The organism is Rufibacter psychrotolerans (assembly GCF_016924645.1).
Lineage (GTDB): Bacteria > Bacteroidota > Bacteroidia > Cytophagales > Hymenobacteraceae > Nibribacter > Nibribacter psychrotolerans.
Genome location: NZ_JAFFJV010000006.1, coordinates 62410 through 78006 on the forward strand (window position 1 = coordinate 62410; position 15597 = coordinate 78006).

12 protein-coding genes are annotated in these 15597 nt (G+C 54.1%); 7 read left to right on the forward strand and 5 right to left on the reverse strand.

The window, feature by feature from the left end; all coding sequences use genetic code 11:
• The first annotated feature begins 98 nt into the window (after positions 1-98).
• From JT718_RS07125 to JT718_RS07150, 6 genes are all read left to right on the forward strand, one after another.
• A complete protein-coding gene (locus JT718_RS07125) occupies positions 99-560 on the forward strand; it encodes a NuoI/complex I 23 kDa subunit family protein (RefSeq protein ID WP_205501548.1) in 462 nt (153 codons plus the stop codon).
• 33 nt (positions 561-593) lie between these two features.
• On the forward strand, positions 594-1109 hold the full coding sequence (locus tag JT718_RS07130) for an NADH-quinone oxidoreductase subunit J family protein (protein ID WP_205501549.1): 516 nt from the start codon (positions 594-596) through the stop codon (positions 1107-1109).
• A 299-nt stretch (positions 1110-1408) separates the two neighbouring features.
• Positions 1409-1738, forward strand: coding sequence for an NADH-quinone oxidoreductase subunit NuoK (nuoK, locus tag JT718_RS07135; protein WP_123131430.1), 330 nt, complete (start codon positions 1409-1411; stop codon positions 1736-1738).
• A gap of 58 nt (positions 1739-1796) precedes the next feature.
• Complete coding sequence (gene nuoL, locus JT718_RS07140) at positions 1797-3752, forward strand: NADH-quinone oxidoreductase subunit L (RefSeq protein WP_205501550.1); 1956 nt, start codon at positions 1797-1799, stop codon at positions 3750-3752.
• Positions 3753-3763: 11 nt separating this feature from the next.
• The gene (locus tag JT718_RS07145) at positions 3764-5212 is read left to right on the forward strand and encodes a complex I subunit 4 family protein (protein ID WP_205501551.1); all 1449 of its coding nucleotides are present in this window, start codon (positions 3764-3766) and stop codon (positions 5210-5212) included.
• A 40-nt stretch (positions 5213-5252) separates the two neighbouring features.
• Positions 5253-6629, forward strand: coding sequence for an NADH-quinone oxidoreductase subunit N (locus JT718_RS07150; protein ID WP_205501552.1), 1377 nt, complete (start codon positions 5253-5255; stop codon positions 6627-6629).
• Positions 6630-6927: 298 nt separating this feature from the next.
• On the opposite strand, the gene JT718_RS07155 is transcribed toward JT718_RS07150, so the two are convergent.
• The 5 genes from JT718_RS07155 to aspS form a co-directional block, all read right to left on the reverse strand.
• On the reverse strand, positions 6928-7656 hold the full coding sequence (locus tag JT718_RS07155; protein ID WP_205501553.1) for a DUF2625 domain-containing protein: 729 nt from the start codon (positions 7654-7656) through the stop codon (positions 6928-6930).
• 81 nt (positions 7657-7737) lie between these two features.
• Complete coding sequence (locus JT718_RS07160) at positions 7738-8454, reverse strand: LytR/AlgR family response regulator transcription factor (RefSeq protein ID WP_205501554.1); 717 nt, start codon at positions 8452-8454, stop codon at positions 7738-7740.
• Positions 8435-9490: a sensor histidine kinase gene (locus tag JT718_RS07165; protein WP_205501555.1), complete on the reverse strand. Its 1056-nt coding sequence runs from the start codon at positions 9488-9490 to the stop codon at positions 8435-8437. The genes JT718_RS07160 and JT718_RS07165 overlap by 20 nt, the downstream gene beginning before the upstream one ends.
• Before the next feature lie 21 nt (positions 9491-9511).
• Positions 9512-10375, reverse strand: coding sequence for an alpha/beta fold hydrolase (locus tag JT718_RS07170; RefSeq protein WP_205501556.1), 864 nt, complete (start codon positions 10373-10375; stop codon positions 9512-9514).
• A gap of 449 nt (positions 10376-10824) precedes the next feature.
• Complete coding sequence (gene aspS / locus JT718_RS07175) at positions 10825-12576, reverse strand: aspartate--tRNA ligase (protein WP_205501557.1); 1752 nt, start codon at positions 12574-12576, stop codon at positions 10825-10827.
• 332 nt (positions 12577-12908) lie between these two features.
• Between aspS and JT718_RS07180 the strand changes: the two genes are divergently transcribed.
• Positions 12909-15386: a TonB-dependent receptor gene (locus tag JT718_RS07180; protein ID WP_205501558.1), complete on the forward strand. Its 2478-nt coding sequence runs from the start codon at positions 12909-12911 to the stop codon at positions 15384-15386.
• The last annotated feature ends 211 nt before the right edge of the window (positions 15387-15597 follow it).

Here is a 15597-nt window from a genome sequence, read left to right on the forward strand (position 1 = left end):
GAGCAGCCCCAACAAAACCGCTCCTCTGCCAATCATCAAAGAGTATAAAAGAAATGCAATCACTTAGTAATAGAGCGAAAAAGCTGGAGAAGAAACCCATGAATTTTTCCGAGAGAATGTATCTCCCGGCTATTTTCCAGGGCTTGTCTATCACCATGCGTCACTTCTTCAAAAAGAAAGCGACTATTAAATACCCTGAGGAAACTCGCCCGATGAGTGCGGTGTGGCGCGGTCTGCACGTGCTCAAGCGTGATGAGAAAGGAAGAGAGCGTTGCACGGCCTGCGGGCTGTGCGCGGTGGCGTGTCCGGCCGAGGCCATTACCATGGTGGCCGGGGAGCGCAAGCGCGGCGAGGAGCATCTGTACCGCGAGGAGAAATACGCGGTGAGCTACGAGATCAACATGCTGCGCTGCATTTTCTGCGGTCTGTGTGAGGAAGCCTGCCCTAAAGCGGCCATCTTCCTGCAGAACGATAAACTGGCCCCGGCCCGCTACGAGCGCGATGAGTTCATCTACGGCAAAGACCGTCTGGTAGAGCCCATGCCCATTCAAAACGTATAATTTGCCGCCCTACGCGCATCACCTATAATCCTTATGACGGGTAATCTTTTTTACTTTCTCACTTTCCTGACGCTGTTTGCCGCTATTGGGGTAGTTGCCTCTAAAAACCCAGTGTACAGCGTTCTGTTCATGATCTTGACGTTTTTCGCGCTCACCGGGCACTACATCATGCTCAATGCCCAGTTCCTGGCGGCTGTGAACTTTATTGTGTACATGGGCGCCATCATGGTGTTGTTCCTCTTTGTGATCATGTTCCTGAACATGCGCGAAGACACTGAGCAGCACAAACCCATGCTGAGCAAGATTGCCGCCGCCATTGCCGGAGGTATTTTGTTTGTGGTGATGATTGCCGCTTTGAAAGATGTGAATACCCAACTGGCCACCACCGCCGTGTTTGACTCCCAGATAGGCATGGTGGAGAACCTGGGGAAAGTGCTTTTCAGAGATTACCTGTTGCCGTTTGAGTTGGCATCGGTGTTGTTCCTGGCGGCTATGGCCGGTGCCGTGATGCTGGGTAAGCGCGAGCCGGGCGAGCAGAATAGATTCTAAGTCTCCTGCGGGAGACTGAAAAAGGACAGCTATCCATGTTGTCCTTTTTTAATGCCGCTGCGGTCGCTTTCTGTTTTAGGCATCATTTCCTGAAATCAGGCCCAAAACACAACGAGCAGATCTGGCAGAAAGGCAGCTGTTTCAAGGCAATTTTTCAGAAAACGGCCCTGAAACGCGAAAATTAGAACACCGGTTGCCCCGCAGAGGGCGGCTTTTCATATGGTTTTACCAAAAAATGGGAATAACTTTGGGCGCTGTTGTCAGGCGCTTCCAACGCCTATTTCACCAACATACTTATCATGAATGATATTCCTGAGGTCATTAGGACCATCCCGCTGAACTATTACCTGTTTTTCAGCACCGCTCTTTTTTGTATCGGGATTATTGGGGTGCTCACCCGCCGTAACGCCATCATTATTTTTATGTGCATTGAGCTGATGCTCAATTCGGTGAACCTATTGCTGACGGCTTTCTCTTCGTATCGTTCAGACCCCAACGGACAGATTTTCGTGTTTTTCATCATGGCAGTGGCTGCCGCCGAGGTGGCCGTGGGTTTGGCCATTATTGTGATGATTTACCGGAACGTGCGTTCCACCGACATCAACATCCTGAACAAGCTGAAATGGTAAAGCGGGTTTCCGCTCTGCTGAATCTCTAAAGAATACCGTTCCATTTACGTTTTAACAAATGCAAGAATTTATTTTGCCGGCAAACAACGCTGAGATGACCTGGGTGTGTTTGCTGATTCCGCTCCTGCCGCTGATCGGGTTCCTGATCAACGGGCTGGGTAACCGGAAATTGCCGAAAGGGCTGGCGGGACTGGTGGGTTGTGCCACTGTGATCGGTTCATTCCTGCTGTCATTGTTCCTTTTCTTCGGGTTTGAAGGTTACGGCAACCGTCCGTATACGACAGATATCTTCAATTGGATCAACGTGGGCGCCCTGCGTATTCCGTTCTCGTTCCAGATTGACCAACTATCGCTCATCATGCTGCTGTTGGTAACGGGTGTGGGTTCGGTGATCCATATCTACTCGGCCGGCTACATGAGCCATGACGAGAACTTCGGTAAATTCTTCGCATTCCTAAACCTTTTCGTGTTCTCCATGCTCCTGCTGGTGATGGGGTCTAACTACGTGATGATGTTCGTAGGTTGGGAAGGTGTGGGGCTTTGCTCGTACCTGCTCATCGGGTTCTGGAACAAGGTCACGCCGTACAACAACGCAGCCAAGAAAGCTTTCATCATCAACCGCATCGGGGACTTGGGCTTCTTGCTGGGTATCTTCCTGATTTTCATCACCTACGGAAGCGTGAGCTACGGCGAGGTGTTCAATCAGGCGTCTCAGCTGAGCGAAGTAAACGACGGTGTAGTGGTTGCCATTACCCTGTTGCTGTTTGTGGGCGCCATGGGTAAATCAGCGCAGTTACCGCTTTACACCTGGCTGCCAGACGCGATGGCCGGTCCAACTCCGGTTTCTGCTCTCATCCACGCTGCAACCATGGTGACGGCCGGTATTTACATGGTCATCCGTTCCAACGTGTTGTACACGCTGGCTCCACAGACACTGGAAGTTGTTGCTATCATTGGTCTGGCTACGGCTTTGTTTGCCGCTACCATTGGCCTTTTCCAAAACGACATCAAAAAGGTATTGGCTTATTCTACCGTAAGCCAGTTAGGCTATATGTTCCTGGCGTTGGGCGTGATGGCGTATTCGTCTTCGCTGTTTCACGTATTGACGCACGCGTTCTTCAAAGCCCTTCTTTTCTTGGGGGCTGGTAGCGTGATTCACGCCATGAGCGGCGAGCAGGATCTGCGCAGAATGGGCGGCCTGAAAAAAGCGCTGCCGGTTACGTTTTTGACCTTCTTAATCGGAACGCTGGCTATTTCCGGTATTCCGCCATTTGCTGGTTTCTTCTCTAAAGACGAGTTGCTGGCGCACGTGTTCATGCACAGCAAAGTAATGTGGGCCTTCGGTCTGTTGACATCGTTCATGACCGCGTTCTACATGTTCCGTCTGCTGTATCTGGCTTTCTTCGGCGAGTTCAGAGGCACCGAGGAGCAACGCCATCACCTGCACGAATCTCCGGCCGTGATGACTATTCCGTTGATTATCTTGGCAATCCTTTCCACCATTGGTGGGTTCATGGGCTTGCCGGCGGTATTTAGTGAGAACCACATGCTGGCCAACTTCCTGTCGCCGGTGTATGAACTGGCCAGAAGATCTGTGCCGAGCGCGTTTGAAGCCCACCACCTATCCCACTCTACCGAGTATATTCTGATGGCGGTTTCGGTAGGTGTAGCGGTAGTGGCCATCATTTTGGCCTACGTGATTTACGGCAAGAAAAGAACCGTTCCCGTCGAGGAAGGGGCTGCCTTGTCGCCGCTGCACAAGCTGGTGTACAACAAATACTATGTGGATGAACTCTACAACGGCCTGTTTGTAAAACCCGTGATGGGCTTGTCTACCGGGTTGTACCGCTTTGTGGAAAAAGGCCTGATTGACCCCATCGTGAACGGGTTTGGGAAAGCCACGTTGGGCGGCGGTCGTTCACTGCGCTTTGTGCAGAGCGGTGCCACCGGGTCTTATCTGCTCCTGATGGTGCTGGGCATCGCGTTAATCTTATTGCTGAACTTTATTATCTGATACTGCCAAACATGTTAACCGCTTTAATAATCTTATGGCCTGCATTGGCCGCACTGCTGGTACTGTTGGTAAAAGGAGACGGCGCCCGGAAAATTGCTTTCGGGGCTGCCTTGGTGGAACTGGTGCTGGGCGTCTGGGCCTGGATTAACTTCGTTCCGAACGCGAGTACCCAATTCCTGCTCAACGAGCCCTGGATTGCCGAAGCCGGCATTATGTTCAAGGTGGGCATGGACGGCATCAGCTTACTCATGGTGCTTTTGACCGTGTTCCTGGTGCCCCTAATCATCCTGTCCACGGCCAAGCACACTTACGAGAAGCCTAATTCCTTCTACGCGCTCATCCTGTTCATGCAAACCGGTCTGGTGGGCGTGTTCACCGCTTTGGATGCCTTTGTGTTCTACTTCTTCTGGGAGGTAGCGCTTATTCCCATCTATTTCATTGCCGGGATGTGGGGCGGGGAGAACCGCGTGCGCGTAACGTTCAAGTTCTTTATCTACACTGTTTTCGGCTCTTTGTTCATGCTGGCCGCCTTTGTGTATCTGTATTTCCAGACGCCGGGCACGCACAGCTCTGAAGAAGTTGCCTTCTACCAATTGGTGCTGGATGCCGGTACCCAAAGCTGGTTGTTCTGGTTCCTGTTTATTGCCTTTGCCATCAAAATGCCGGTGTTCCCGTTCCATACCTGGCAACCCGATACCTATACCACGGCTCCGGCCGCCGGTACCATGCTCCTGTCTGGTATCATGCTGAAAATGGGTATCTACGGGGCTTTGCGTTGGTTACTGCCGGTAGTGCCGTTGGGCGTGAGCCAGTGGGCCGATGTAGTGGTAGTACTGGCCATCATCGGGATTATCTACGGGGCCATCATCGCCATCCGGCAGCAGGACATGAAGCGTCTGGTGGCGTTCTCCTCTGTGTCGCACGTGGGCCTGATTGCCGCCGGTTTATTCACCCTCAACCACCACGGCCTGCAAGGCGCCATGGTGCAGATGCTAAGCCACGGCATTAACGTGGTGGGCATGTTCTTTATCATCGACATTATTCAGCGGCGTACCGGTACCCGTGAGATTGCGGCCCTGGGCGGCATCACGCAGAACACGCCGTTCTTATCGGTTTGCTTCCTGGTGCTGTTGCTGGGTACGGTGGCCTTGCCGCTGACCAACGGGTTTGTGGGCGAGTTCCTGCTCCTGATGGGTGTGTACCAGTACAACAACTGGTTGGGGGCCATTGCCGGCCTCACCATTATTCTGGGGGCCGTGTACATGCTGCGCATGTTCCAGCGCGTGATGTTTGGCGAGAAAAACGAGATCACCCAAGGCTTCACCGATCTGACCTTCAATGAGAAAGCCGTTTTGGTGCCGCTGGTGGTAATGGTGTTCTGGATTGGGCTGCACCCCAACACGTTTTTGAGCCTTTCTGAGCCATCTGTCCTCAAACTGCTGGACGTGATCAAACGCTAACCCCAGTCGCTATTTAAAAACCAGGAGAAATTACCTGCTCATGACATCCATAATCTTACTCTCCATATTCGGTATCCTGAACCTCTTTGTAGGGTTCATGAAATCCAAAAGAGTGCTCATGCCGGTGGTGTTGCTGTTCTTGGCAGTGGCACTGGTGGCCACCCTGCTAGACTGGAACCAGCCCCAGAGTTATTTCAGCAACATGCTCTCCACCGACAACTTCTCGGTGGGCTTTACGGCGGTAATGGTGGTTTCTACTTTGCTCATTCTGCCATTTTCCCGTCGGTACGCCATCAACGAGAACGCCAACCTGGCCGAATATTACTCTCTATTGCTGTTCTCGCTAGTGGGCGGCATTATGATGGTGACGTATGAAAACCTGCTCGTCCTGTTCCTGGGCATTGAAATCATGTCCATCAGCATGTACATCCTGGCAGGTTCAGACAAGCGCAACATCCTCTCTAACGAGGCTTCCATGAAGTACTTCCTCATGGGCTCATTCTTCACCGGCATCATCTTGTTTGGGGTGGCGCTGCTCTACGGAGCCACCGGCGCGTTCTACTTAACAGACATTGCCGCCGCGGCCGCCAGAATGGACCCCGCTACCGCGCCCCTGCTCCTGATGGGTTTGCTGCTGGTATTGGTAGGGGTTACTTTTAAAATTGGAGCCGCGCCGTTCCACTTCTGGACCCCCGACGTGTACGAGGGTACGCCCACCGTCTTTACCAGCTACATGTCTACCGTGGTGAAGACCGCCGGTATTGCCGCTTTCTACAAACTCATGTCGGCAGCTTTTGGCGGCGTGTACGAGCAGTGGTTCCCTACGGTAGTCGCCATTACGGTGCTTACCCTGGTAATAGGCAACATTGGCGCGGTGGCGCAGAACAGCCTGAAACGGATGCTGGCCTACTCCAGTATTTCGCACGCTGGCTACCTGATGATCGCCTTGACCTCCTTCAACGACCGCTCAGAAAACGCCATCCTGTTTTACTCCCTGGCCTATGCCGTGGCGACCATTGCCGCGTTTGGCGTGCTGAAGTACGTTGCCGATGAGCGGAGTTCTGACGAGTACACTGCCTTCAACGGCCTGGGCAAAACCAACCCGTTGCTGGCCTTCGTGATGACCGTGGCCATGCTGTCTTTGGCGGGTATCCCGTTAACCGGCGGTTTCTTCGGGAAACTGTTCCTGTTCTCAGCGGCCCTGGAGCAAGGCATGGTCTGGCTGATTGTGGTGGCCGTGCTGATGTCTGCGGTAGGCATTTACTACTACTTCAGGGTGATTATTGCCATGTACATGCGTGATGCCGAGGGTACGCGCATTGCCGTTGATCCTCTGGCTACCTTCACCTTGATTTCACTGGTGGTACTCACCGTGCTCATGGGCGTGGTGCCGGGCTTGTTCAGCAACCTGCTGTAAACCTAAATCACTATTGCAAATAGAAGCAGAAGAGGCGCCCAAGGGTGCCTCTTCTGCTTTTAGGGCGTTTTAGAGCTGTTTCCCGAAAATAAGGCTCTAAAAGCTATTGGCGGAGACAATCGTAGGAGCTGCGCACACTACGAGGTCATGGAGACTGGCGCTTTGGTAAGTTTAAACCTCACAAATTTTTAAAAACCTGTGAGGTTTTTTTTTCTGCCGCTATAAGGCTGGTTCAAAGGACCTCGTAGTGGGTGCAGCTCCTACGAGTGTCCTACCCCAAAGACAGGCAGCTTTGTCTCTATTTCTTCTGTCCGCTATAAAGTAGCCACAGCTCTTCTATAGGCACATCTTTTCTGCTAACCTTGTTGATGTCTTTTCCTTCGGAGGTCCAGAGGTAGGGATAACAATGGATGCCTCGGTCCCCTGCAAGTTTCTTTACGTCTGCTTCCCAGCCTTTCCAACGCATGCCGGCATAGAAGCCTGCTAAGTTGGCGGAGAAACAAAATTGAAGGAACTCTGAATAGCCCAATTCAGTGGGTTCCCATTGTAGAGTATCCGGGGACAAATAGAAAATCTTCCCAATTTGCGTTTCGCTGATGGCACCTGCATTGATGGCGAAGAACCCGCCCAGCACATCATCGGCTATCAGCAAAAAGGAGGGCTGGGTGCCTTCCTGGAGGTAAGATTTGCCTTTGTTCCAGGCCATGAGGCTACGGGGCAGGCGGGAGGAGCCGGAACCCAGAATCCTGATCCAGCCGTCATCTACTAGAATGCCGCCGGTTTCATAAATCACCGCACCCATGGGCGACCGGGTAGTCACCTGTGCCTGCAGCAAAGCGGCCTCGGCGCTGGCCTGGGTTTTGGGCAGCACCTCCACCTTGTTTTTCGCCCTTTTTACCCACGCAGAGACCAGGTCCCAGCCGGGTTCCTTCACCGTGACCAGTTCTTTCAGAGTTCGTTTGGGCAGGGTCTGGGCAAATCCCTGAAGGCTGATGAAGAGCAACGCGTAGCAAAGCAGGTGTTTCATAACGTGAGATGCGTGAAAAGAGAGATACGCAGAAATCTATTTTGGGGCCGTTTCTCAGAAAAGAAGCCTGAAAAGGAGGGGCTACAGGCTCATCAGCTCCTTAAACACCTGCGACTGCCGCCGGCTCACCTCCACCTCCTCGCCGCCCTGCAGCCTGATCTTGATGCTGCCGCTGAACCAGGGATCAATCTGCGCAATGTAGTTCACGTTGATGATCTGCTGGCGGTTGGCCCTGAAAAACACCTTGGGGTCCAGGCGGGTCTCCAGGTAATTCAGTGACTTTAAAATGCAGGGGCGCTCCTGTTCAAAGTACAGGAAGGCGTAGTTGCCGTTAGACTCTATCAGGCGCACCTGCCTGAGCGCCACGAACCAGCAGCGCTCCCCGTCCTTCACAAACACGCGGTCTTCCTCGCTGAGCAGCGCGGGGGCGGCAGCTGGCTTAGGGGGCTGGTGCCGCTTCAGCGCCTTCTCCACGGCCTGCCGCAACCGGGTTTCCTCAATGGGCTTCATGAGGTAGTCCAGGGCGTTGCGCTCAAAGGCCTGGAGAGCGTATTGGTCATAGGCGGTGGTGAAGATGACCTGCGGCGTATAGGCCAGCGATTCCAGCAGCTCAAAGCCGTTTTTTTGGGGCAGGTGAATGTCCAGGAAAATCAGGTCGGGCCGCAGCGCTTCCGTGAGCTGGATGCCCTCCTCGGCGTTTTCGGCTTCGCCGATTAGTTCCAGCTCCGGGAAGTTCGCCAGCAGGTGCTTCAACTCCCGGCGCGCCAGCCGGGAGTCTTCAATGATGCAGATTTTCATGAGATCTAAAAGGAATCTGAAGCGTAGCCGCTACGGTGGTTTCTTCTACCTGCGCCAACTCAAAATGGCCCGGGCTCCCGAACGTATGGAATATCCGTTCCAGGAGCCGCTGAATGCCTATGCCGGCCGGGGCCGAGGAGATAGGTAGGCAACCGGTGTTTTCTACCTGCACCTGCAGCAAGCCATTCTGCCGTTGTACCCAAAGTGCAATGTGCCCGCCCCGGGCTTGGTTGCCAATGCCGTGCTTGATGGCGTTTTCCACCAGCAACTGGATGCCCAGGGGCGGAATGGCGGCCTGCTGGGCGGCCGGGTCAATCTGGGCCCTGAAATCCAGCTTCTCTTCAAAGTGGATCTTCTCCAACGCCAGATAATGATCCAGGAACTCCAGTTCCTGGCATACCTGCACCAGGTTCTCCCGGTTGTAGCCAATCACGTAGCGCATCATGGCCGAGAGGCGCGTGATCATCTCGCGGGCCTTGGCGGGGTCTTCCAGCACCAGCGAGCGGATGTTGTTCAGGCTGTTGAACAGAAAATGCGGATTCAGCTGCGACCTGATGGCCTCCAGCTCCGCCTCTTTGAGCGAAAGCTGCAGCCGCCAGGCCTCCACCTCTTTCTCTTTCCAGCGCTGGATAAACTGGTACGCAAAGTAAATGGTAGACCAGAAACTGAGCATAACCAGGCCATTGAGCGCGTACATGAGCAGATACCCAAAATTGTACTGCTCCCAGGTCACAACGTGGATGACCAGCATGAACAGGCTCACCAGCAGCTGCACCGCAAAAGAGGCCAGAGCGTTGTAGGCCAGGAGCAGGAGCACCAGCCGGCCCAGGGGCAGATCGGTCCAGCGATAGCGGTGGCTCAGGTGGCGTTGCAGGTGCGTGGTAGCTAAGAACATACCCGTGCCCACAAACTGCACCGCTACCATGCCGGGCTGCTTCTTGAAGAACAGAAAGCTCATCAGGAGCCCTATAAACAGGTAAAAGGCCCAGCCAACGGATTGGCAGACCCAGTACCTCTTGTGTGAATGCGTTGACATGGACAACTTGGCTACGGCAGCTTACTTTTTCAGGAAGGCATCCAGCTGCGCGAACATCCAGGCGGGCTCATCATACATGATGAAGTGCTTGGCGGTGTCGGCGATCCGGATGTCTGCCGTAGGCAAATTAGCGAATTGCGCCTTAAACATGTGGGTGGTGATGTCTTTTGTGACCCCGTAATTTTTGTAGCCGTACCAGGCCCCCAGCACCAGCACCGGGCTCTTAATGGCGGCAATGTCTTTTCTGAGGTCAGAGGTGTACATCTCGTACATGGCTTGGCCGGTGGTGGGGTAGTGGGAGGCCCGTCCCCAGGCAATGATCTGTTTGATGTGCACCGAGTCGGTGGCCATGCTCCCCATGTTGGCTTCCTGCTGCTTCTGCATTTCTGGGTTGGGCGTGGCCATGACTTTGCGGAACTGGTCGGTCATGGGTTTGATGCTCTCCACGGTAGCCGTGGGGTTCTGGGCGGCCCCCACGAACGGGAGTCCGTCTACCACCACTATCTTCCCGAAGGTGTCGGGGGCTTTAATGCCCAGCGCCAGGGCCAGGTACCCGCCCAGGCTATGCCCCACCAGCACGGGTTTCTTCAATTTGTTTTCCTGCACAAAGGCCAGCACCTCGTCGCGCATGCTGTTCAGGAAGTGGTCGGTTTTAATAGCAGGCTGCCCCGCAAAGCCCGGAAGGGTAAGCACGTAGCAAGTGTAGTTTTTCTGATAGTGCGCCACTGTCCCATCCCACACCTCACCGCCCGAGTTCAGGCCTGGAATCAGGATCATGGCCGGGCCTTTGCCCGTTTTCACTACTTTAAAGGAAGGCGCTTGGGCTGAGGTGGTTAAAGTGACGCACAACAGCAGCACCAGGATTGAAGTAATTTTTGCTTTCATGGCTTTACAGACTTGGGTTGATTTGGTGAATGATTGACCCAAAGGTGAGGGTTGAAAGCGCCCTGCGGAAGCAAAATATGATGAGCGGTTATTGCAAGGGGTAAGCGGTGTAGGGATTAGTGGTAGCCAAGTATCGGTTATTTTCAAGCCCTTTTCTGGAAACAAAGCCGAAAACAGAATTACCATTTGTAGCGTCGTTACCCTGTAACGACGTGTCTCTATGGAACAATATCTTCTCTTCAGGCAAGCAGGAACATTCAAACAACATAGGAGCTGTTTCTAGAAGATGTGAGCCAGTCCTGCTGCGGAGAACCACGTCGTTACAGGGTAACGACGCTACGTTTTTGTTTTTGACCCTATTTCTGGGAAACAGGCCCAAAACGAAAAAACCTGTGAGGTCTCCAAGACCTCACAGGTTTCTATAGCAATCAGCAATAAACAATCAGCAATTATTTCACGCGGGTGTCAATCTGTAACTCATCCAGCTGCGCCTGCGCGATTGGCGAGGGGGCATCAATCATCACATCACGGCCTGAGTTATTTTTAGGGAACGCGATGAAGTCCCGGATAGAATCAGCGCCACCGAACAAAGAGCACAGACGGTCAAACCCGAAAGCGATACCACCGTGCGGAGGTGCGCCGTACTCAAAGGCATCCAACAAGAATCCGAACTGCGCCTGTGCCTCTTCCGGCGTAAAGCCTAACAAGTTGAACATGCGGGACTGCACGGCGCGGTCATGGATACGGATAGAACCGCCACCCACTTCTACACCGTTGATGACCATGTCATAGGCATTGGCGCGCACGGCACCGGGGTTGGTGTCAATCAGGTCCATGTCCTCAGGCTTGGGCGAGGTGAACGGGTGGTGCATGGCGTGGTAGCGGTTGCTTTCCTCGTCCCACTCCAGGAGCGGGAAGTCCAGCACCCACAGGGTAGAGAACGTGTCTTTGTCGCGCAGGCCCAGGCGGGTGCCCATCTCTAGGCGTAGCTCGTTTAGAGCTTTTCTTGTTTTATCGGCTCCGCCGGCTAATACCAGCAGTAAGTCTCCGGGTTGGGCGTTGAAGGCTTGGGCCCATTGCTGTAAATCTTCCGGCGAGTAGAATTTGTCCACGCTTGATTTCACGCTGCCGTCTTCCTGCACGCGGGCGTACACCAAACCGGTGGCACCTACTTGCGGACGTTTCACGAAATCAGTCAGTTCATCTATTTGTTTACGGGTGTAGAAAGCGCTGCCGCTGGCGTTGATGCCTACTACCAATTCGGCGTCATCAAACACCTTGAAGCCTTTGTTCTTCACCACGTCGTTCAGTTCCACAAACTGCATCCCGAAACGGGTGTCTGGTTTGTCTGAGCCGTAGAGGCGCATGGCATCGGCGTAGGTCATGCGCGGGAAATCAGCCAGTTCAATGCCTTTTACGGTACGGAACAGGTGTTTCACCAAGCCTTCAAACGTGTTCAGGATGTCTTCCTGGGTTACGAAGGAAAGTTCGCAGTCAATCTGGGTGAACTCGGGCTGACGGTCGGCGCGCAAATCTTCGTCTCTAAAGCATTTCACAATCTGGAAATACTTGTCAAAGCCAGACACCATCAACAGCTGCTTAAAGGTCTGCGGGCTCTGCGGCAAAGCGTAGAACTCACCGGGGTTCATGCGGCTAGGCACCACGAAATCGCGGGCTCCTTCTGGTGTGGATTTAATGAGTACCGGAGTCTCTACCTCAATAAAGCCCTGGCCGTCCAGGTACGAGCGGGTCTGCTGAGCCATGCGGTGGCGTAGCTCCAGGCTTTTGCGGACTGGCGAGCGGCGCAAGTCCAGGTAGCGGTACTTCATGCGCAGGTCATCGCCGCCATCGGTCTCGTCCTCAATCAGGAACGGAGGCAGTTTGGCCGGGTTCAGAACCTCCAGCGCGGTTACTTTTATCTCAATGTCGCCGGTGGCGATTTTGTCGTTTTTAGACACGCGCTCAATTACGGTGCCGGTGGCCTTCACCACGAACTCACGACCCAACGTACGGGCAGTGGTGAGAACCTGTGCGTCAGAAACACCTTCCTCCAGGCTCAGCTGCGTGATGCCGTAGCGGTCGCGCAGGTCAACCCAAAGCATGCCGCCTTTGTCGCGTGATTTCTGTACCCAACCGGTCAGGGTCACTTCCTGACCAACATTCTCCAGGCGTAATTCGCCGCAGGTGTGTGAACGAAGCATTGTATCTGTTCTTTAGAAACTAAGCCACAAAGGTAAGGATTGTTCGGTGATCTGCCGAGTGCTGTTTTAGGCCTGTTTTCCATAAAATACCCCTTAAACGGGAAGCCCACCGGCCTCTGCTCGGCGGGGTCTTGGGTGGGCGGCAAGTGTCCGGTTTCAGTGAAAAAGTGTTCAGTAGTGGACAGTTGTAGACTTGGAAAACTGGCGTAAGTAGTTGATATTTAAGGTAATGCATTTCTGGCATTCGGCTTGTCTAAGTCTGGGCAAGGGGCAGCGGTGCAGGGCCCCAACCAAGCAGCTTTTCTATCTAACCAGAACTATTATTGAAAACTATGTACACTAAGAAAATTGCTCTGCTGGCAGCCCTTTGGCTAATGCTGGTTGGCCCTCAGGCCTGGGCCCAGGAGCTCAGAATGTTTGAGCTGAAAGGGACCGTGAAAGGAGCCAAAGGGGAGCTGTTGCAGGCCGCCAACGTGCAGCTGGTCAAAGACTCAAGCCAGGCCTTGGTGAAGGTAGAAGTGTCTGGCGCCGATGGCACTTTCCTGTTCTCGGGCATTCCGGCGGGCACCTACAAGGTCATGGTCCTGCACTATGACTACGCCCTGTTCACCTCGCCCTCGCTCTCTTTGCGGCAAGACACTGATCTAGGCACTCTGATTTTGCCTGAACGCGCCGTCGCCTTGAAGGAGGTGAAGATTGAGGCGCAGAAGCCGTTTGTGGAACAGCATTTTGACAAAACGGTACTGAACGTGGAGAACAGCATCTCGGCCACCGGCAGCACCGTGCTGGAGGTGCTGGAGAAAGCCCCGGGCGTGCGCATTGATCAGAACGATAACCTTAGCATGCGCGGCAAAACCGGGGTGGTGGTCATGATAGATGGTAAGCGGGTGCCTATGTCGGGGGCTGAGTTGGCCAATATGCTGCGCGGGCTGGGGGCAAACTCGGTGGCCAGGATAGACCTGATCACCAACCCCTCGGCCAAGTACGAAGCCGCCGGGAACTCCGGCATCATTGACATCCGGCTGAAGAAAGACAACCGCGTAGGAGCCAACGGCACCCTTACCTCCTCTTTCGGGCAAGGCATGTATCCCAAAGCCAACCAGGGGCTGCAGCTCAACTACCGCAACAAAAAAGTGAACCTGTTTGGGTCCTACAACTACGTGCACCGCAACGACATCAACAAGCTGGACCTGTACCGCCAGTTCTACGAAGTGGTGAAGACCGAGGCCGGCGACTCCATCTCGGGGGACCTGATGGGCATCTACGACCAGAAGAACGTGTTTGGCTACATCCTCAACAACAACAATGGTCGGATTGGCCTTGACTACACCCTCTCGCCCAAGACCCTGGTGGGCATAGTGGCCAGCGGCACCCTGGTGGACATTAACCGAACCGTGGACAATGCCGCGCAGGAACTGAACCCCGAGCGGCGCTACATGAGCTCTTTCTTCACAAACGGCTTCACCGATTCTGACCGCAACAACCACGCCGTCAACCTCAACCTGAAACACACCATTGACACCACCGGCCGCGAGATTTCGGCCGACGTGGACTATGCCGCTTTCAGCACCAAAGACCTGCAGAACTTCAGGACCCAATACTTTGACTTGCCCAAGGCCCGGCCAGACTCTGTGCTGTTTGGCGACCTGGACGGCAAGCTTTCCATTTACTCCGCCAAGGTAGATTACTCTCAGCCCCTCACGGCAGTGGGCGCCAACCTTGAAGCCGGCTTCAAGAGCAGCCTGGTAAAGGCAGACAACAACCTGCAGTTCTTTGACCTCACAGAAAACCGCCATGACTTTATTGAGCAGCAGAGCAACCACTTCCGGTACTCAGAAAACATCAACGCCGCCTATGTGAACCTGAACAAAAAGTGGACGCAACTGAGCCTGCAACTGGGGCTGCGCCTGGAGAACACCATTTCTGAAGGCAAGCAGTTGATCAGCGGCGATAGCTTTGACCGAAACTACACCCAGCTTTTCCCCAGCGCCTACGTGGGGTACCAGGTGAACGAAAAGCACGATGTGGGGCTTTCCCTGAGCCGCCGCATTGACCGGCCAACGTACAACCAGCTCAACCCATTCAAGTTCTTCCTGGACCCTACCACCTACGCGCAGGGCAACCCGTTCCTGCGGCCGCAGCTCACCTATTCCTTTGAGCTGACGCACACCTTCGGGCAGAAAATTGTGACCAAACTCAGCTACAGCCGCACCACAGACAATATTGTAACGGTGCTCCTGCCTACCAAAGAGAAGTCAACCGATGGCAAGGCGGTAATCATGCAGCAAGACCAGAACCTGGCCCAATTGGATTACTATGGACTGAGTGTCTCGGTGCCCGTTTCGGTGGCCAGGTGGTTCACCAGCACCAACAACATTCAGGTGTATTACGGGCTTTACCAGGGCAACCTGGCCAATACCAACCTGCGCAACGGAAGGCCCACCCTCAACCTGAACTCTACTAACAACTTCACCTTGCCTAAGAACTGGTCGGCCGAGGTGATCGGGGTCTACAACTCCCGCGAGATCTACGGGTTCCTGGACATCCGCCCCGTACAATACCTGTCCCTGGGCGTGCAGAAGCAGTTCCTGGACAAAAAGGCCAATGTGAAGCTGAACGTGTCTGATGTGTTCTACTCTAACAGGACCAGGGCTACCACCGCGCTCACCGGCTACACCGAGAATTTCTACCAGCGCCGGGATACCCGCGTAGCCACCCTTAGCTTTACGTACCGCTTCGGGAAAAGCCAGGTGGCCCCCACCCGCCGCCGCACCGGCGGGGCTGAGGAGGAAAAGCGCAGAGCAGGGTAACCCGCCACTTCTCTGCCTAGAATGCAAAGCGCCCGGCCGTATTCCAAACGGTCGGGCGCTCTGCGTTAGCTACTTACCCCTCCACGTTAAGTTCCGCAGGTTCCTCTCCAGCACCCGCTTATCTGTTCAATAGGACAAACGTAGGACGCAGTTGAACCACTGCCGTAAACCTAAAAAAGTTTTAGGTAATAGGAAGAAGTTGTTATATTCT

Coding starts and splice junctions, on each gene's coding strand:
- JT718_RS07125 (WP_205501548.1), top strand. CDS start 99: ATGAATTTTTCCGAGAGAATGTATCTCCCGGCTATTTTCCAGGGCTTG.
- JT718_RS07130 (WP_205501549.1), top strand. CDS start 594: ATGACGGGTAATCTTTTTTACTTTCTCACTTTCCTGACGCTGTTTGCC.
- nuoK (WP_123131430.1), top strand. CDS start 1,409: ATGAATGATATTCCTGAGGTCATTAGGACCATCCCGCTGAACTATTAC.
- nuoL (WP_205501550.1), top strand. CDS start 1,797: ATGCAAGAATTTATTTTGCCGGCAAACAACGCTGAGATGACCTGGGTG.
- JT718_RS07145 (WP_205501551.1), top strand. CDS start 3,764: ATGTTAACCGCTTTAATAATCTTATGGCCTGCATTGGCCGCACTGCTG.
- JT718_RS07150 (WP_205501552.1), top strand. CDS start 5,253: ATGACATCCATAATCTTACTCTCCATATTCGGTATCCTGAACCTCTTT.
- JT718_RS07155 (WP_205501553.1), bottom strand. CDS start 7,656: ATGAAACACCTGCTTTGCTACGCGTTGCTCTTCATCAGCCTTCAGGGA.
- JT718_RS07160 (WP_205501554.1), bottom strand. CDS start 8,454: ATGAAAATCTGCATCATTGAAGACTCCCGGCTGGCGCGCCGGGAGTTG.
- JT718_RS07165 (WP_205501555.1), bottom strand. CDS start 9,490: ATGTCAACGCATTCACACAAGAGGTACTGGGTCTGCCAATCCGTTGGC.
- JT718_RS07170 (WP_205501556.1), bottom strand. CDS start 10,375: ATGAAAGCAAAAATTACTTCAATCCTGGTGCTGCTGTTGTGCGTCACT.
- aspS (WP_205501557.1), bottom strand. CDS start 12,576: ATGCTTCGTTCACACACCTGCGGCGAATTACGCCTGGAGAATGTTGGT.
- JT718_RS07180 (WP_205501558.1), top strand. CDS start 12,909: ATGTACACTAAGAAAATTGCTCTGCTGGCAGCCCTTTGGCTAATGCTG.